Annotated in this window: 12 protein-coding genes and 1 pseudogene; 6 read left to right on the top strand and 7 right to left on the bottom strand. The window is 67.1% G+C overall.

Going from position 1 to position 17,389, the window contains the following annotated elements:
- The first annotated feature begins 15 nt into the window (after positions 1–15).
- Entirely contained in the window at positions 16–1,992 is a 1,977-nt protein-coding gene (locus tag K8640_RS12235; protein ID WP_223747210.1) for a DUF4157 domain-containing protein, read from the top strand.
- Positions 1,993–2,002: 10 nt separating this feature from the next.
- Here the strand turns inward: K8640_RS12235 and K8640_RS12230 are convergent, their stop codons facing one another.
- From K8640_RS12230 to K8640_RS12210, 5 genes are all read right to left on the bottom strand, one after another.
- Positions 2,003–2,656 carry a hypothetical protein gene (locus tag K8640_RS12230; RefSeq protein ID WP_223747209.1) on the bottom strand — a complete coding sequence of 218 codons (654 nt, stop codon included), beginning with the start codon at positions 2,654–2,656 and terminating at the stop codon, positions 2,003–2,005.
- A gap of 83 nt (positions 2,657–2,739) precedes the next feature.
- Positions 2,740–2,928 carry a hypothetical protein gene (locus K8640_RS12225; RefSeq protein ID WP_223747208.1) on the bottom strand — a complete coding sequence of 63 codons (189 nt, stop codon included), beginning with the start codon at positions 2,926–2,928 and terminating at the stop codon, positions 2,740–2,742.
- A gap of 294 nt (positions 2,929–3,222) precedes the next feature.
- Entirely contained in the window at positions 3,223–4,464 is a 1,242-nt protein-coding gene (locus K8640_RS12220) for a lipase family protein (RefSeq protein ID WP_223747207.1), read from the bottom strand.
- Between the two features lie 297 nt (positions 4,465–4,761).
- Positions 4,762–5,508, bottom strand: a complete 747-nt coding sequence (locus K8640_RS12215) for an RICIN domain-containing protein (protein WP_223747206.1) — start codon at positions 5,506–5,508, stop codon at positions 4,762–4,764.
- Between the two features lie 109 nt (positions 5,509–5,617).
- Positions 5,618–6,754, bottom strand: coding sequence for an alpha/beta hydrolase (locus K8640_RS12210; protein WP_223747205.1), 1,137 nt, complete (start codon positions 6,752–6,754; stop codon positions 5,618–5,620).
- 192 nt (positions 6,755–6,946) lie between these two features.
- Between K8640_RS12210 and K8640_RS12205 the strand changes: the two genes are divergently transcribed.
- The gene (locus K8640_RS12205) at positions 6,947–7,450 is read left to right on the top strand and encodes a hypothetical protein (RefSeq protein WP_223747204.1); all 504 of its coding nucleotides are present in this window, start codon (positions 6,947–6,949) and stop codon (positions 7,448–7,450) included.
- Between the two features lie 848 nt (positions 7,451–8,298).
- Here the strand turns inward: K8640_RS12205 and K8640_RS12200 are convergent.
- On the bottom strand, positions 8,299–10,191 hold the full coding sequence (locus K8640_RS12200) for an AAA family ATPase (protein WP_223747203.1): 1,893 nt from the start codon (positions 10,189–10,191) through the stop codon (positions 8,299–8,301).
- A gap of 1 nt (position 10,192) precedes the next feature.
- Here K8640_RS12200 and K8640_RS12195 point away from each other — a divergent pair, with 1 nt between their 5' ends.
- The 3 genes from K8640_RS12195 (at position 10,193) to K8640_RS12185 (ending at position 13,463) form a co-directional block, all read left to right on the top strand.
- Positions 10,193–10,477, top strand: a complete 285-nt coding sequence (locus K8640_RS12195; RefSeq protein ID WP_223747202.1) for a hypothetical protein — start codon at positions 10,193–10,195, stop codon at positions 10,475–10,477.
- 728 nt (positions 10,478–11,205) lie between these two features.
- Positions 11,206–11,874 (top strand): very short patch repair endonuclease, encoded by a 669-nt coding sequence (locus K8640_RS12190; protein ID WP_370640335.1) that lies wholly within the window; start codon positions 11,206–11,208, stop codon positions 11,872–11,874.
- Positions 11,871–13,463, top strand: coding sequence for a DNA cytosine methyltransferase (locus K8640_RS12185; RefSeq protein WP_223747200.1), 1,593 nt, complete (start codon positions 11,871–11,873; stop codon positions 13,461–13,463). Before K8640_RS12190 ends, K8640_RS12185 begins: the two co-directional genes overlap by 4 nt.
- Positions 13,464–13,945: 482 nt before the next feature.
- Here the strand turns inward: K8640_RS12185 and K8640_RS12180 are convergent.
- A pseudogene (locus K8640_RS12180) lies at positions 13,946–15,175 on the bottom strand (transposase).
- A gap of 133 nt (positions 15,176–15,308) precedes the next feature.
- Between K8640_RS12180 and K8640_RS12175 the strand changes: the two are divergent.
- A complete protein-coding gene (locus tag K8640_RS12175; RefSeq protein WP_223747199.1) occupies positions 15,309–17,366 on the top strand; it encodes an AIPR family protein in 2,058 nt (685 codons plus the stop codon).
- The last annotated feature ends 23 nt before the right edge of the window (positions 17,367–17,389 follow it).

Genomic DNA, 17,389 nt, shown 5'->3' with positions numbered 1-17,389 from the left:
CGTGTGACCCGGGCGGTGGCCCTACAGCCCTCCGCCGCGCCCACCTCGGACGTCTCCCCGGGTGAGTCCGCCGACAGGGCTCCTCGCTTCGACATCGGCACCGTCGCGCTGTACCCGCCCGCCTACGCCTTGCGTCCCATGCCCGGCGGCGCGACGACCCGGCCGCTGGGGAGGGTGCAGGCCCCCAGCGCTCCCGTCAGCCCGGGGCCGGCGCTGGGCGCCATCCCGACCTCCGTCGCGGCCACGGTGGGCACTTTCGGAACGAACCTGCTCCGCGCCGCGCTGACGCCCCGCGCGCCCGTGGGCGACGCCTCCCCCTCCCTGTCCCGACTCGCGGGTGGCAACCCTGTCCCCGCCTGGCTCCGGGCGCCGTTCGAGCAGTCCTACGGCTACGACCTGTCACCGGTCCGCCTGCACACCGGCCCCGGCGCGAGACAAGCGGCCAGGTCCGTGGGCGCCGCGGCCTTCACGCTGGGCGACCACATCGTCCTGGGAGGCGACGTCGACGTCGCGAGCGGCGCGGGGCGACACATCCTGGGGCACGAGCTGGCGCACACCGTCCAGGCGCGGCTCGGGGGTGGCCGGGGCCGCATCAGCGAGCCCTCCTGGCCCTCCGAGCGCGAGGCCGAGCGCGCCACCCGCGCGGCCCTCATCCAGTCACCCTACGAGCTGACCGAGGGCGCCGGAGAGGACCTGCACCGCATCGCGCCGTGGCTCGTGCTGGCGGGCATCGGATTGGTGGCGGGCGTCGTCACGTGGGCCACCTCCGACAGCACCGAGGAGAACCAGCGGCGCCACGCGGAGGGCGCCCCGGACCCCTCCAGGAGCCTCTGGGCGCTCGTGCCTGTCTACGGCTCGGTCCAGCAGATTCGCGAGGCGGAGTCGTTCTTCCAGCGCGCCCTGGGCACCGGCTTCCTGATGGTCGACTTCGCCACGCTGGGCGCCGCGGGCGTCGCGGGCCGGGCGCTCATCCGCGTCCCCGTCTCCGTCTACCGCACCGCCGTGGCCCGGCGCGCCGCGGGCGAGCTGGTCGTTCGCGAGGGCGGCGAAATCCTCACGGAGGCGACGGCGCGCGAGACGGCGGCGGCCTTCGGTCGCGAGGGCGGCGCGGTCTTCGCCACGCGGGCGGCCGCGGCCACCGAGCTGGAGCGAGCCCTGGGACGCGGCGCCATGGTCGCGGTGACGGAAGGCGGGCTGAATCACGCCGTCATCTACGCCCGCAACGCCGCGGGGCAGATCATGAAGCTCCACGGCGGTCCGCTGCGCGTGCTCTTCCAGGAGGTGCCCCAGGCCCTGACGCCCCAGCTGGCGGAGAGCGTCGCGCGGAGAGCCAACGCCTACGTGGTCATCGAGGCCGCGGAGGCCGCCGTCACCATCGAGCAGGCGGTCGCCGTCGCCCAGCGTGGAGGCAATGCCATCCTTCGCTGGCTGCGCGGCACGCCCACGAGTTGCGGCATCATGCAGGGCGCGATCCTGGAGGCCACGGGGCTCCCGGCGCAGACGCTCGCGAGGCTCCTGCCCTCGGGCGGGGCCGCGGCGCGGCTGCTCCCCATCACCCTGCTCGAGCACATGGCGGGCAACGCCGGCCTGCGCTTCGTCGAGGGCGGCATGGCCCGCATCATCGGCGGCACGCTCCTGCAGGGCGGCCTGTCCGCGTTCGGCGGCGGCGTGGGCGTGGTCACCTCCACGCTGATGCGGGTGTTCACCGGCCTGCTGGCACCCGAGCCCGAGGCCACGTCCACGCCAGCCCGTCGTCCCAGGACGGGGAGCACGGCGCGACGCACGCCCGAGAGTGATGCCTTCGCCCGCACCATCATCGAGCGATGGGGACGCACCCTCCTGGGACCGGCGAGCATGGTCAGCGCCTCGCTCCCGGACATCATCCCCGGCTGGATTCTGCGCACCCAGGAGTTCAGACAGTCGCTGCTGCTCTCCCTGGTGGCCGAGGGCATGACACCCGAGACCGCCATCGCCGTGATTTCCGGAGCCTGAGCCGAGGGCGTCACCCGGACGACGTGCCCCGCTCCTGCCGCCACACGCAGACCTGGCACACGCCGGCGATGAGCAGCAGCCCCCACGTGCACCGAGGCTCGCGCGTCGCGGCGAGCACCACCACCGACAGGCCCAGCATCCATGGCACCCAGAGGGATTCCCCCTCCCGATAGCGCACGTACACGCGCGCGGGGAACACCAGCAGGAGGCACGGCAGGGCGAACGACAGCCAGTCCCCGGAAGGCGCGCGGAGCATGAGCCACAGCGACAGCGCCGTGAACGCACTCCACTCCGCCAGGACGAGGCCCGTGCGTCGCGCCAGCACCCTTCGCGCTCCGCGCCACGCCAGGAAGGCCCGCGCCTGCGCGACGGACGGGCCTGGAGACGCAGCCTCCTCCGCCGAGGGCGGGGGCATCGCGGCCTCCTGGAGCAACCGCGAGCGTCGGGAGCGGACCTGCGCGCCGAGCGCCACGAGCCCCAGGGCGCCGACGCCCACGATGACACCCCAGTCCCAGGCCGATGGGGCCCGAGCCTCCGGGGCGACACGTGGGCCCTCGGGTCGAGGCGAGGACACATCCAGCCGGGTCGCGATGACGTGAGCCATCATCGCGGCCAGGGCGACGAAGACGCCGAGGATGATGGGGACCTCGCGAGGCGCTGCCATGACGACAGTGCAGGGAAGACCGGGCCGCATGTCAATGGCCCGGTTGACTCACCTGCCCGAGGGCCTGGACCGAGGGGCTCGGCTCAATCGCCGCAGGTGCCGAACTCCGAATCCCAGACGCATCCCTTGATGCGGCAGAGGGACTCGCTCGTGATGTTCGCACAGATGATTTCCGCGGAGGTCGACTCCTCGGGGGATGCCGCCGGCGCCTCCGTGCGCCCGGTCCAGCCAGACAGGGTCAGGAACGCAGCCAAAGCAATGAAGCCTCGCATGGTCACCTCTCCTCGTGGGCTCATGGACAGCCATGAGTCCAACCAGCGTCTTCCTTTCAGCCGCTCCAAGTCAAACACACACAGGATGCGACCACCGCCGTCAGAAAAATCCACCCTGCGGCGAGGCGCATCCCCACAGAGGCACCTCCTCTGGAGCCCACGAGGCGCGTCTGTCCGCGGCAGGTCGCGCCCCGACCTCCACGCGAAGCGCTCTGGATTCAGCCGACGTGGGGTGAGTCCCGAGGAGGGTCTTGAGGCTTCCACCCTGGCGTGGTGTGTGCGCGTGGGTTCCCGCTAGGGCGTCACGGATGACAGCTCGGTGAGGACCTGGCACGAGCTCAGGACATCGGGAGGAGCGCTTCCTCCGAAGCGCTGGGTCAGCCAGGCCACGGTGCCAGGGATGTCATCGCCCAACACGCCGAAGTGGTCCGCCACCGGGCACCCCACGTACTCCACCGAGGCCTGACGCGCGATGAGCTCGTTGCGGACGACCCACGTCTGCGCCGGATTCACGCGCGCATCCAGGCGCCCCTGCACCAGGCGCACCGGGACTCCGATGCTCAGATATCCCGGGTGCATCGCGCGCAGCTGCGCGAGCAACGGCGGCCAGTTCGCGGTCTCGCTCATCACATTGCCCTTGGGGATGAAGCTCCCCCACGAGTCCGTCAGGCTCAGCTCGGTGCGGCACTTCGTGTCGACCTCCGCGTACAGCTTCAGGGCCTGCGGCTTGAGCAGCTGCTCCAGCTTCACCCCGTCCGGGTCTCCCTCCGCGGCCCCGGTGAGGAAGAGTGGAATGAACGCGGCGTCCGGCGAGGCCTCCGCGACCTGCACCGCGAGCGGGAACGTCAGGTGCATCGCGGACCCTGGCGCATAGGCCAGCGCGCCCACCAGCTCCAGGTCCTTGCCTCGCAGCCGCTCCGGGGCCTCGGCCGCGGAGAACAGCGCGGCCTGTCCTCCCTGGGAATGGCCCACGATGGCGTACTTCTTCGACAGCTTGCCCGGGTACAGCTTGTGCGCCGCCACCACGCTGTCGAGCACGCCTCGTGCCTGCGAGCGTCCCAGCAGGTACGGGTGCCGCCCCTCCGTGCCGAGCCCCTCGTAGTCGGTCATCACCACGGCCCACTTCATCTCGCCCAGGAAGTAGTTCAGCAACCGCTGCGGCGCCTGATTGTACCAATGGGCGCTCGAGCCCAGCACATCGCGCGATGGCGCGCACTTGTCGGCCACGCCCACCGTCCCGTGTGCCCAGGCAATCACCGGCCAGCCACCTTCCGGCGGTTCTCCCTTCGGGAGCGCGATGATTCCGGACACGGCGATGGGCCGGTCCCCCTTCACCGCATCCGAGCGGTACAGCACGCGCACGTTGCTCCCCGCCTGCTCCAACGCGGCGAAGCCCGTGAGCGGCTCGTGCCGGAGGACATCGCCAGGTGAGGAGGTCGGGAGCGAGTCAGGCGTGCGGTAGAACGGAGGGAGCTCGTCCTGCTGCGGCTGGGGCGACCCGCGAGAGCACGCGAAGACGAGGACGGCCAGGGACACGAGGGACACAGCGCACCTGCGCGAGACAGGCATGACGACTCCCAGGAGAGTGCCGCGCGCGCGGGAGCTGGACGAAGGTGTCGGCGTGGGCGTCCAGTCTCGAAGAGCGAGCCAACGGCTCACAAGCCCGACACGGAGCCTCGGGCGGGAGCACTGCGCGCCGCGAGCCGCCGTCGTGAACCAGCCGACACGCGCCTGCCCTCGCGGGCCACGTGCATCGAGGCGGCTCCAGCAACGGCGAAGGCGGCACCCTGTTCGAGCAGTGCCGCCACGGTCCCACGGATTCAGGTGGGTGACTCAGAGGTCCACGCGCCACAGCTGGTTGTCGGCCGCCTTGCGATGCATCGGGTAGACGATGAGCCGACCCGCGCCATCCTTCCTGGCGCCCTCGATATCCAGCACGAAGCCATTGAGGGCGCTCTGGATGTAGTAGGTGCCGCGGGCGCGACCGGGCACGAGCTTCCACACCTGGTTGGGGCTGCCGTGGGCTTCCCACATGATGACCCGGGTTCCCGGCGCCTTGTTCGCGCCATCGATGTCGAGCACGAGTCCGTTGAGCTTGCTGCGGATGAGGTAGCCGCCGCGGGTCGGCACCAGCTCCCACTGCTGGTTGTCGTTGCCCTCGCGGTGGGACTTCGCGGGGTGGGCGATGAGTCCGGCGCCGAGCGAGCGGTTGTTGCCCTCGATGTCGAGCACGAGCCCCCCGAGCTTGCTGCGGATGAAGGAGGTGCGCTGGTGGCGCGGCTCATCGCGGCCGTGACCATGGCCCCGGCCCGGCGGCGGGGGCGGCGGAGTCGGGCGGGCCTCGCCCTGGCACCAACCGGCGGGGCTGCAGGTGCGCGCGCCGTCGCACTCAGAGGAGCTGTGGCAGCGGTTGGGACCGGGGCGGTTGCGAGACTCGTCCCAGCGGTAATCCGGCCCGGGACCCGCCGCCGCCGTCATGGGCAGGAGCAGCAGCGCGAGCGCCATCCATCCCCTGCCCTTCGCGGACGACCGGTTTTCACGCGCACGAACACCCTCGGAGCCACCGCGAACCGCCAACATGGGACCTCTCCTTGTCTGGAATCACCGCGGCGGGGCCGCTCTCGCTGTCCCGCTCACCGTGTGCTCTTCATGACGGGGGGCCGGGGATTTCATTCACGCCCGGCCCGCGTCACTCGACGGGCACGTACTTCTGGAGGAAATATCCCACCCGTCCCCGGGCGAGCTGTCGGCCGAAGCCGCCGTCCCAGATGTCGAAGCCGTGCTCGGCGTACGGGAGCGTGAAGAGCGCGTGGGGTACTGCGTACTGCGCGAGCCGGGCGGCCATCGCCTGGGAGGCCTCGGGCGGCACGACGCTGTCGGCACCACCGTGGAGCAGGAGCGTGGGAGGAGCGCGTGGACCGATGTGGTGGATGGGAGAGAGCAGCTCGTACAGCTCGCGGTGTCCGTCCAGCGGTGCACCGGTGAAGCCCTCGAGCGTGTCGGCGTTGATGGCTGCGTGAGCCACCAGGTCACCCGGCGCGTAGAAGCTGATGATGGCCGCGACGGACGTATCTCCAGTGGAGCCACAGGAGGACGGGAGGCGGGAATCGCCCGCGGAGTACCCCGCCAGCATCGCGAGGTGCCCACCCGCGGACTCACCGAACAGGACGAGCCGGGACGGGTCGATGCCGTAGGTCTCCGCGTGGTCCTTGACCCAGCGGATGCCGCACTTGACGTCTCCCGGAGCGGTCATGCCGGTGGCGGGAGGGAAGAGCCGATAGTCGAGGGCGATGAGGACGTAGCCTTTCGCGGTGAAGAAGTCGGCCCAGGCACGGGCATACGCGCGCTCGCCGCCGCGCCAACCGCCACCGTGGAAGTAGAGCACCGCCGGGCGTGGAGTGGATGGAGCGCCTGGGGGAAGGAAGATGTCGGCGTGCAGTTCGCGCCCCGCGGCTTCGGCGAAGCGAACCGTCTGACTCGGGAGGGGGCGAGCACCGACGAGAGGACGGAGATACGCGCGGAGGTCGAGCGGGAGGTCGTTCGCACGGGCCATCCGCCAGGCGGAGACAGCGGGCCATGCCGCGAGGACTCCGACGAGCAGCGCGGACGTGGGGGTCGCCCAGCGCAGCCACTTCCACACGTCCACGTGAGCGCACCAGACGGCCACCAGCGCGGTGAGGAGCGCGGGGACCAGCATCACCAGGCTGTACTCGCGCAGGATGCCCTTGAGCAGATGGACGAGCGTGGGCACTCCGGCGGGAGCGAAGAAGACGGCGGCGAGCAGCACGCAGCCCAGGATGTGAAGTAGCGCCAGGACGGTCGGCATGGAGTTCGGAGTGCCCTGGACGGTACGCGTCCGGCACCGGTCGCGCCATGCCCCACGACACCGTGGCGCTTGAAGATGGCGCCCACCGCCGCCGACTGACATCTTCACGGGATGGACGCGAGTGCCCGCGAGTATCTCGCGATTCAGACGTTCTACGGACAGCGTCGCGCTCGACGCTCCGGCGTACCGTACATGCACCACATCGACGAAGGGCTGTGGGTGCTACGCGCCCTGGGCGCGAGCGACCGGGCTCAACGCGCGTACTGCCTGCATCCCCTGGTGCAGGACCATGACGAACGCGCCGCAGCCTGGGCCCGAGCGCTCGCCACGGGAGCGGACCTCTCCTTGCCCCCGGTCGATGGCGTGAGTGACGACCCGCGAGTCCTCGCGCTCGCGCTGGACTACCGGGAGACGGCCAACGCGGCCCTGTCCCCTCGACCGGACTTGATGGGGCCCGAAGACATCGCGCTCAGCACGGAGCCCGAGGTCAACGACATGCTCCGCGCCGACAAGGTCCAGAACTACAAGGACTTCCTTCGACATCACCGGGGAGTACATCCCCGGTCCGTCGAATTGGAGCGCTACTTCCAGGCATGGCTCGCGCGCCTCGATGTGTCTTCGGACCAGGTCACCCACTGGCACGCGGAACTGGACCATCTCCACCCCGCCAGGCACTCAGGCTGGATGCCCTCGTGAGCTCCGACCTGGCGGGGCAATATCCAGCGCAAGTTCAACGTCGACGCGCCTGAGCGACAAGCGTGTGCCCGAGAGCGGAGCACCAGTCTTCGTGGCGCCGCTGCCATCCCGAGTGCTTGCGCATCAGATTTCCTGGATGCGTCAGATGCACGATCGAGAGCGGCCGCCCCCATGGCTCCAGCTCAACGGCCGCCCCATAGAGAAGCTTCTGAGCATCTCGTATCGACGTCAGTCCTCGAACGAACGCGGCTGCCTCGGTGCCGAGCGTCAGCAAGAGCCTCGGCGCTGGGTTCCCGAGAACCTCTGCGAGTCGGTCGAGATTACCCGGTAGCTCCCGGGAGCGCGCCAGGAGCTCATCTGGCGCAGGCCGTGGCTCCACGGCAGTCCGCCTCCCTGTCTCTGCCTCGTAACGCGCGACGTTGTCCGCCATCGAGCGGCCGCGCTTCCCAGTCACCGTGGTGGACAGGTAGTAGGGCCAGAGGTCCGTGATGAGGACGGAGCTCCGATTGAGACCGAGCGGCGCGAGGTAGCGCGCATCCAGGTCCCTTCCGGAGCGAGAGACAGGCTCGAAAGAGGTCCGCTCGACCTGAGTCGGAAGGTTGCACACCAGCCCATCATGTTCCCACCTGGAGAGCTTCGTCGCGGCGGGGTACACGCCAAGAATGGCAACCGCGGCGTCCGCCGGGCCCGACGCGTCCGTGCGTACGAGGTCTCCACCCAGGGGGAGGCTGCCTCGTCTATCAGGAAGCAACTCCCGCCAATGCGGCACCGCGTACTCCCAATCCGGCCTCTACGACAGGCAGCAAACCCGGGGGATTGTACCCGTCGCGTGGGCATGGAGCCGAAGTTCAACGTACCGAAGGCTCGGGTTCCGGGGCCGCACCACGAACCAGCCCAATCACCTGCGCGGCGAAGTGAACCCGGTCCGTCTTCACGATGTTGAAACGGCCTCGATGGCCCCAGAGCGTCTCTGGGTTGTCCGCATGGATTTCGCAGTTCCAAGTCCCGTCGGGCTTGGTGGCGATTCTCACGCGCTTCATGGTGTATGCCCGCTGGTCGATGTAGTCATTGGCCGCCAGCACATAGATGCCATCGTTCTCGATGATGCCCGGCAACGAGGAGTTGGATGGGGGCTCCGAGATATCAACCGGATCCAGATAGACCCCGTCCAGGAACCTGAGTGCCACGATGTCCTGGTCCTGCAAGGTGTCCGCCATCGAAGAGCCCGTAACGATGGCGAACGCATCGACCTTCGTTCCGTCGATACTGGGGAGCGGGTGGTGCGAATCCGGATTTGGATCGCGGTTTGGACCGGCAGCGATACGGAAGAGTTGATTCAGGTTGCGTGCGGATTGCAGCACCTCTTGTGGAACCGTGTACTCCTTGAGCCTGTTCCGGAGGTTGCGCCGAGCAGGTCCTTGGGTTCGATGCGAAAGAGCCTGAACGCTGGCGGCAACCACGGGCTGCGGCTTCAGTTGGGCAAGCGGTCGTCCCACCGCGAAGGCAAAGAAAGCCAATAGCCGCTCGTTGAGCGACGTGGCTTCACCGATTCTCTGGGTGACGGTCCACGGCTTGTCCTTCCCCCATGTCTCACCGAAGATGTACTCCTCGAAGTTCGGCTCGTGGGCAAGCTTGCGACCCTCCTCCATCAGGAGTTGGTCGATCTTCGCGTTCGCCAGGTCCGCATTCGCTCCGCGGTCCTTGTCGTAGATGACGCGGTACTCGATACCGAAGGCATTGAGGACCTTCTGGAACGCCGGAATCGTCCATTTCCCCCGGCAGTTGATGAAGGTGGTGGCACGCCTCGCCAGGAGGTACCGGGACATGTCCAGCTCACCGAGGTCCTGGAGCTTCCTCGCAGTGGCCTCAACCGCCGCGATTTCGCAGTCCCCCTCGACCAGACAGACCTGCTCGGAGAAGAACGCCTCGTTCACGGCCGGGTCGAAGTTGAGCAACATCCGGAGCCTCGAGCGCTGTTCGCGGTCCTCGTAGGACTGCGCGAACACGTCCTGGATGCGCTGCGTGGCAACGGGATGACCGTCCCTCTTGCGCAGGATGACGATGCCATCGTGGCGATCCGCGAGGTCCAGGAAGACGGGCGAATGCGTCGTGCAGATGACCTGGCCAACGCCGCTCCGCGCGATCTTCAGGAGGGTGTCGCGCATCCTCCGGCACATCCCGGGGTGCAGATAGATCTCCGGCTCCTCAATCAAGAAGAGCATGTGCTGCTGCTCGTGCGACGCACTCTGCCTCGTTTGCTCCACGTAGAGTTGGAGCAGGGCCAGGACGATGGACCGCTGCGCGCCATGGCCCTGGAGGTCTGGACGCGTGGGCAGGCCTGAATCGACCACCCGGAATCGGGTGCTGCTCGCGAGGTCCGCGGTCACATCGGGTGCGTCGAACGTGAACTCGGCGCTGATGTTGATGAGTTCCTTGAATTTCTCCGTGAGCTTCTCCTCCATGCTGGCGACGATCCGGTGCTTGCCCTCGGTGGCGAAGAGGTCCTGGAGTTCCGACGCGGCCTTCTTGAACTGAACGACCCGGTCGTGGTTCGCCAGGTGCTGGTCGAACAACGAGTTCACGATCTTGCGGATCGATGAGGCTTTCGCCTCCACGTCCGTCTCTTCGGTCGTTTCGCGAAGTGCCGGAACATAGACGACGTTGGGGAGCGCCGCTTCGAGCCCCGCCGTGCTTCCACTTGCACACAGGGTCCACTCGTTTTGTGGTCGGGTGACCAGCAAGATGGAGCAGCTCCATCAGACCATCGCGCAAGGCGTGTTCGACGGGCTGCAAGACGACGGCTGGACACAGGCCACCTATTCGTACCTGGCCATCACCCTCTTCTCCGAAGAGGCTGGCCTGTACCAACTCGCCGACGGCCAGCAGCGCTCCTTCTTCCCTGCGGACGACGTCACCGACGCCTTCGAGGAGCTGCGGCCCCGGATGGTCCCGCTCAATCCGAAGGGCCACCCTCAATGGTCAAGTGAAAACCGGCCAAAGAGGGTCCCGTCAAAACCGGCCAAATAGAGAGGGCCGAGACACGAGGACTCCTACCCTGCGGACTCGGCGGACGGCAACGGGCTGGAGACCCTGAAGGATCTCCAGCCCGTCAAATCATGGTCGGGGAGACAGGATTTGAACCCGTGGACACGGGGTGCCCCAAACCCGCGACGGCACACGCCTTTCGCTGAATCGTGAGTAAATCCGGGCACCTCGAGCCCACGGGTGAATCCTCGGCAGTCCCACCTGTCACCCGGAGTCCCCTCCAGTCTTGGAGACATTTTGGAGACGCAGCCAGGGGCTCACTGAACCCCTGCATGGGCGAGGCATGAGGGACTGGAAGTCGCCGCCACCTAGTCCCGAACCAAGGACGGGGAAGCGGTCCAGGGGTCGCCCCTCCTGACGCACTGTCCTAGTCGCGCCTCGAACCACCCGAGCAACCAGGGGCTCCACGGAAGCCCGTGGGAGCCCCTCCGTAGCGCGAGCCCTGGCGAGGTGTGGCTGGGGAGGAGCAGGTGGAGGAGCGCGGGTGGGAGTACCGGCGGAGGCAGCCGGAGGGGACGGTGCGGAGTGCTGGCACACGGCTTCGCACGGGTGCGCTGCGAGAGTTGCAAGGACGAACTGCTCGTCGCCTTCTCACGCACGGGCCCTGCCCGCGCAAGGGCCCGCGGACGCGCGGTCATCGAGTGGTTTCACAGCTGCAGCATCACCTTCCGAAACTCCTTGTGCGCTGAGGGAAACGACAGGCCATCTGAATGGAGGTGCTGGAGTGTGCATTGTCCATCAGCCCATCAGCGCCATGTCCCAACCTTCCATGTCGAAGCAGGTTCGGAATTTCATGTGGCTTGATGACTACCCATAAGGTAGGGTCGAGTATGCCCCTCTCTCGTTCCGAACAGATGTCGCGGATTCGCGGCCGGAACACTTCACCAGAACTCCTACTTCGTTCAGCGCTCTGGCGAACCGGATTGCGATTCCGACTGCATGCGAGGACTCCTCATGGGAGGCCCGACGTGGTGTTCCCCAAGGCCAGGGTTGCCGTCTTCATTGACGGGTGCTTCTGGCACGGCTGCCCTGAACATTATGTGCGGCCCCGGACTCGCGACGAGTTCTGGTCGTCAAAACTGCGGGAGAACGTAGAGCGCGACCGTCGGCAGACGCTCCTGCTGGAAGAGGCGGGATGGCGTGTCTGCCGCTTCTGGGAGCATCAGGTCTTCGAGTCACTCCAGGACCTTGTGGAGTGTGTGCGGCAAGCACTTCAGGGGGAGACCTGGTCTCCCCTTCCGTCATGGCGGATCGTACGGGTCATCCCGCAGGCCGGGGAGGAGGACATGGAAGAGCGCCGCATGGAGGACCTCCGGAACGGTGATTCGAAGCGAGCCTCCATCGTGCGACGAAGCACGAAGAAGTGGAAGCGAACATGAGCGCCGGATCGGTACGACAGGTCGGGAAATATGGCGCGCGGGCACGCTGCGGTATAAGCCCGGACGACATGGATCCAGAGATCGAGGCAAAGCTCGCGCGGCTCAAGCAGGGTGGGCGGCCTCGGCTGCTGGATCTGTTCTCTGGGTGCGGGGGACTCACGCTCGGATTCGTCAGTGCGGGCTGCACCAGCGTCGGCGGTGTCGAGATCGATACCCATGCGTCCAAGTCGCACGCTCTGAACTTCCACCCCCTGACTGCGGGATCACCTGATGCCCGACATGCCATGGCGAAGGACATCCTGAGGCACAAGCCCAGGGAACTGCTCAACCACCTGCAGAGGCACTCCCCGGACAAGGGAGTGGATCTGATTGTTGGCGGACCTCCGTGCCCGGCCTTCACCCGGGTTGGCCGCGCGAAGCTCCGGGAAGTGTACCAGCACCCTGAGGCATTCAAGCAGGACCCCCGCGCTACACTCTATGTGCCGTATCTCAAGTACGTACGGGTGCTCAAGCCCCTCGCCCTGGTCATGGAAAACGTCCCCGACATCCTCAACTGGGGGGGACATAACCTGGGAGATGAGATCTGCGAATCGCTTGAGTCCATGGGCTACCGCTGCGTCTATTCCCTCCTGAATGCCGCGAACTACGGTGTTCCGCAGATGCGCGAGAGGTTCTTCCTGATCGCCGTCCACAAGGGAACCGGGAGTGACCCGAGGTTCCCCGTGCCGACGCGTAAGGTAGATTTTCCGCGGGGCTACTCCAGCAGCCGGCGGGTAGCCTTGAAGAACGTCCTGGAGGATGTTTCAGGGAAGGGCTCATGGTACGTACCGCCTCCGACTGTTGACGGTGATGCCCTACCTGCCGTGTCGGCCTCGGACGCAATTGGCGATTTGCCAAAGCTGACAGATCACCTCAACAACCTGGATCGTCGTGGGGCTCGCTATCTCGACGGTCGAGTTCCCCATACAACCTCTCCTCACAGTGACTACGTACGTCTCATGCGGGAGTGGCCAGGGTTCGGTTCAGATGGGTATCTCCGGGACCATGTCACCCGCTGTCTGAGCAACCGGGACTACCGACTGTTTGCGCTCATGGAACCGGGCGAAGACTACCCGAAGGTGCATGAGCGCGCCAAGCAGCTGTTCCAGAAGGAATGGGAGAAACGCCAACGAGCAGGCGCATGCCTCCCCGAGGGCTCTGACGCCTACGAAGACCTCAAGGCCGAATATGTCCCTCCGTATGATCCCGGAAAGTTTCCCAACAAGTGGCGCAAGATGGCTGCCGATGAGCCCGTGAGAACGCTGATGGCTCACCTGGGCAAGGACACCTACAGCCATATCCACTATGACTCAGCTCAACGGCGGGTGATTTCGGTGCGGGAGGCTGCGCGCCTCCAGTCTTTCCCCGACGGGTTCCGGTTCGCAGGCACGATGAATCCAGCCTTTCGGCAGATTGGGAATAGCGTTCCCCCATTGCTGGCTTGGCACATCGCCCACGAACTGCTTCGCCGGTTGGGGATCACCCCCAGAGCAATACCGGATTTCGCCCAAGAGCCACGGAAGGCGCCGGTCCGAACCAAGGTCGCGTAGTCGGCTGATTGGCGCGCTCGATGCTCTTTTCGAGGGCGAACGGTTGCCGTCGAAGCAGGCACTGGAGAAACAGGCCTGAAGCAGGTGGTTCTGGAGGTGAAGAAGTATCTGACGCTGTTCAACGGCGGCAGGCGATGTTCGCGGTGGGTACGCTCCCCCAACTGTGAGCGGAGTTGCTGGCGGACGAGGCGGACCTCGCGGGAGTGCTGACTGAGGAGGGACAGATAGGCAACCCAAAGCGGTTCCTGCGGGAGGCCCACGCGGTGCGGCAGCATGAGGGTTAGGGGGTGTCCCAAATTTTCTGAAGAAAGGTGCTGGAGGGCGAGCGGCCGCCAGCACTGTGGGCTGGGTTGTGCTTGCAGGGAAAGGAAGAGCTGAGCACCCCTGGTGAGTGCACCGAGACGAGCTGACGGACGAGCAGTGGAAGCAGCAGTGTACCGCACCGGATTGTTGAGACACCAAGTTGGTTGTAATCAGGCTGCCTAGCTCGATTGCATCAGCTCTCGCCGGGCCTGACTCGGCAAGAGGAAGTGGTGGCGCTCCAACAGCCAGTGTTCGGTGGACCGTTGGGCCCACTCCAACAGGGCCCGCCGCAGTTCCTCCACGGTGGAGAAGGTGCGCACCCAGAGCAACTGCTCCTTGAGGGTGCGGATGAAGCGCTCGGCGCAACCATTGCCCTCGGGACTGCGGACGAAGGAGGGGCTGGACGCAGCCCCCAGGAAGCACAGTTCCTCCTGGAAGGCGTCGGGGGTGTACTGGCTGCCGTTGTCATGGCGGATGGACAGCCCCGTCGCCACGCCCCGTCAGTACGCACTGAAGTGAGCCTTGACGCCCTAGCGAATGGGCTCGAGGGCATCGAAACGGGTGCCCACCTTGGCCGCGTGGATGCGGACACACTCCGCGGTGCCGTGGTCGATGGCGATGAAGACGGTGGCCTGGCCCTCCAGCGCCGTCACCGTGCACGTGGCGTCTGTGACCCACATGACTTCGGGCTTGTCGGTAGTCATCGTGCCGTTGTGGTGGCGTGGCCCCAGCACCCGGCGGGCACGGCCCGGTGCCAAAAGCCCCGCCTGACGCATCAGCCTCATGCAGCGGGCCTTCGAGGTGCGCACCTGCTGGGCGCGCAGCCGGGCCCACACCTTGCGGTGCCCCTCGCCCAGGAAGGGCGAAGCCGCCAGCACGCCGCGGATGGACTCCAGCAGCGCCTCTTCCGTCAGCGCCGTCTTGGGGCCACGCCGGGTCGCCGGACGGGCTTCAAGACTGGCGGCAGGCTCGATGCCGGTACACGGTGGCACGAGACATGTGCTAGGTGGCCGTCACGAGCGCCAGTCCGTACGGCTTGCCGCTGGAAGGCGAGAGACTGGCGCTCACCCTCTCGACTTCCTCCAGGGAAAACACGGGGCGTTGCCCTCCAGCAGCCGGGCCTTCTCAGCCAGCAACTCGGTCTTCATCATCAGAGCTCCCACCATGGCCTTGAGCCGCAGCACCTCGTCGTCCGCAGGCTCGGGCTCTCGGCTCTTGAGATTGGCCTCGGCCCCGGCCAGGAACTTCTCCCGCCACTCGCTGAGCACCGCAGCGGTGACGCCCAGTTCCCGCGAGAGCGCGTCGAGTTCCTCGCCCTTGAGCAATCGGAGCACCGCCTCCTTCTTCCGCTTCGCCGAGAACCGGCCGCGCTCTTCCGTCCTGTCCTGTTTCTGCTTCTTCACATCCACCTCACGAGGGGGGAGGCTATCCCCAGAAAGGTGTCTCAGGAAATCCTGGGGCGGAGGAGTGACTCTCACGCTCGCGACAGATGTCGCCGGGCCGAGCTAGACTGTTTGACCAGGGAGGTCGAGAAAACGCCGGATGGCCCATACTCAGGAAGTAGCCACGTTTCTTCAGGGCTTCCGCGACACCGTCGGGCGGCGGCTCGACGAGGAGCGTCACGGGAAGAGCGGGCCCCCGTCCCGGTCGGCGCGGGAGGCCGCGTTCACCCGCGCGGCCGTCGAGGTGCTCGAAGCCGTGGGGGCCGTCGAGGAGTTGGAGGTCCGCCTCTTTGACGGCAAGGTCGGCACCGCGTCGGCCAAGGTCAACGGATACTTCGTGAGCGAAGACGGCGACCGGCTGGACCTCGCCGTCTCCGCCTGTGCTCCTGACGATGCTTGCCCGGACGTGCCTACCCGGGACGTGCAGCGGGCCGTGGACCTCGCATGGAGATTCATGGTCGCCGCGCTCGACGGTCTGCACCTCAAGCTCGACGAGGATGACCCGGCCTATCCCATGGCCCTCCGCATCCACGATGTCGCCTCCACGATCGAGCAGGTCCGACTGTTCGTCCTCATCGAGGGAATCGCAAAGTCATTCCGTGGGAACAAGGCCATCAGGCCCTCCAAGCAAGGAACCATCGAGCCCCGCATCCACATCTACGACATCGAGAAGCTTGCCCGATGCATCGGCTCGGGTCGTCCCAGGGAGAGCATCGAGGTCGACTTCGCTGCAGACTACGGCACCACCATCCCGTGCCTCCCCGTCGCGGCGGAGGGAGATGCGGCGAGCGGCTACCTCGCAGTCATCCCCGGCGACGTCCTGCACCGACTCTACGACGAGTACGGCGAGCGCCTCCTCGAGCTGAACGTTCGGTCCTTCCTCCAAGCTCGGGGCCAGGTGAACCGCGACATCCGCGACACCATCCTCCAGGCCCCCGAGCAGTTCTTCGCCTTCAACAACGGCCTGTCGGCCATCGCCGAGGAGGTGCGCACCGAGAGAGCTCCGGATGGAGGGGCCCGGATCACGTGGGTCCGCGGTCTGCAGATCGTGAACGGGGGGCAGACGACGGCATCGCTCCACCGCGCCGGGCGAAAGGATGCGGCGGACCTCTCGCGCGTCTTCGTACAGGCCAAGCTGACCGTCGTTCCCACCTCGCTGGTGGAAGAGATGGTCCCGCGCATCTCGCGCTTCGCCAACAGCCAGAACAAGGTCAACGACGCCGACTTCTCGGCCAACGAGCCCTACCATCTTGCCCTCGAGCGGCTCTCCCGCTCCATCTGGAGCCCCGGGGGCCAGACGCGGTGGTTCTACGAGCGTGCCCGCGGGCAGTACCAAGTTGCGAGAGCACGGCGGGCAGGGGCCGAGCTCAAGGAGTTCGAGCGGACTCACCCGGCCGAGCAGGTCTTTACGAAGACCGACGTTGCGACCTTCATCCACTGTTGGGAGGGGCGCCCCCATACGGTGAGTCTTGGCGCCCAGAAGAACTTCCGCACCTTCGCGGAGGGCCTCGCACGCCCCGGAGCCGAGGTGGTCCCCGATGAGCGCTACTTCCAGCAGCTCGTCGCCAGGGGCATCCTCTTTCGCACCTGCCAGCAGCTCGCCCGGGAGATGAAGATCGGCGCGTACCGCGCCAACGTGGTGTCGTACTCGGTGGCCTACCTGGGCCACCACGCCGGAAACAGGGTCAGCCTGGACAGGGTCTGGGTAGAGCAGCGCGCGTCCCGCGAGGTAGAGGACGCCTTCGCCACCATCCTCGCGCCCGTCGAGGAATGTCTCCGCCACGGCGCGGATGGACGCAACGTGACGGAGTGGTGCAAGCGCGAGGAGTGCTGGACGCTCGTCAGGGCGCTGGACGTGCCTGCAGTGAAGCAGCTCGGCGCGGCGGCCGCAATTCCCGGCAAATCGATGCCTCGGGCAGGACCGAAGCCCCGGGAGGGCAGCCGGCCACTTGAGGACCTCCCCGCGCTGGCCCGAGCGCTCTCGAGCCGCGAGGTCCACGACCTCCGGCCAACCGGCGCCATCTGGGTCATCGGCGGGGAGGAGCTGTCCGCGGTCATGGAGGGCGTCCGGTCGCTCGGATTCAGCCCCATGTTCTGCGAGGACGGAACCCGGGCGAGTGGTGGCCGCCCGGCATGGTACGTCCGGTCCCGTCCCTGACCCAAGGACCGCGCCAGGTTCCT

The sequence above is a fragment of the Myxococcus sp. XM-1-1-1 genome, assembly GCF_020037095.1.
GTDB lineage: Bacteria > Myxococcota > Myxococcia > Myxococcales > Myxococcaceae > Myxococcus > Myxococcus fulvus.
The sequence above is the reverse complement of the archived record's forward strand: the minus strand, read 5'-3'. Positions and strand labels throughout refer to the sequence as shown.

Excerpts from the sequence above, each read along its gene's own strand:
- K8640_RS12230 (WP_223747209.1), bottom strand. The coding sequence starts at position 2,656 with ATGGCAGCGCCTCGCGAGGTCCCCATCATCCTCGGCGTCTTCGTCGCC.
- K8640_RS12185 (WP_223747200.1), top strand. The coding sequence starts at position 11,871 with ATGAGCGCCGGATCGGTACGACAGGTCGGGAAATATGGCGCGCGGGCA.
- K8640_RS12210 (WP_223747205.1), bottom strand. The coding sequence starts at position 6,754 with ATGCCGACCGTCCTGGCGCTACTTCACATCCTGGGCTGCGTGCTGCTC.
- K8640_RS12175 (WP_223747199.1), top strand. The coding sequence starts at position 15,309 with ATGGCCCATACTCAGGAAGTAGCCACGTTTCTTCAGGGCTTCCGCGAC.
- K8640_RS12205 (WP_223747204.1), top strand. The coding sequence starts at position 6,947 with ATGCACCACATCGACGAAGGGCTGTGGGTGCTACGCGCCCTGGGCGCG.
- K8640_RS12225 (WP_223747208.1), bottom strand. The coding sequence starts at position 2,928 with ATGCGAGGCTTCATTGCTTTGGCTGCGTTCCTGACCCTGTCTGGCTGG.
- K8640_RS12195 (WP_223747202.1), top strand. The coding sequence starts at position 10,193 with ATGGAGCAGCTCCATCAGACCATCGCGCAAGGCGTGTTCGACGGGCTG.
- K8640_RS12215 (WP_223747206.1), bottom strand. The coding sequence starts at position 5,508 with ATGTTGGCGGTTCGCGGTGGCTCCGAGGGTGTTCGTGCGCGTGAAAAC.
- K8640_RS12190 (WP_370640335.1), top strand. The coding sequence starts at position 11,206 with ATGGAGGTGCTGGAGTGTGCATTGTCCATCAGCCCATCAGCGCCATGT.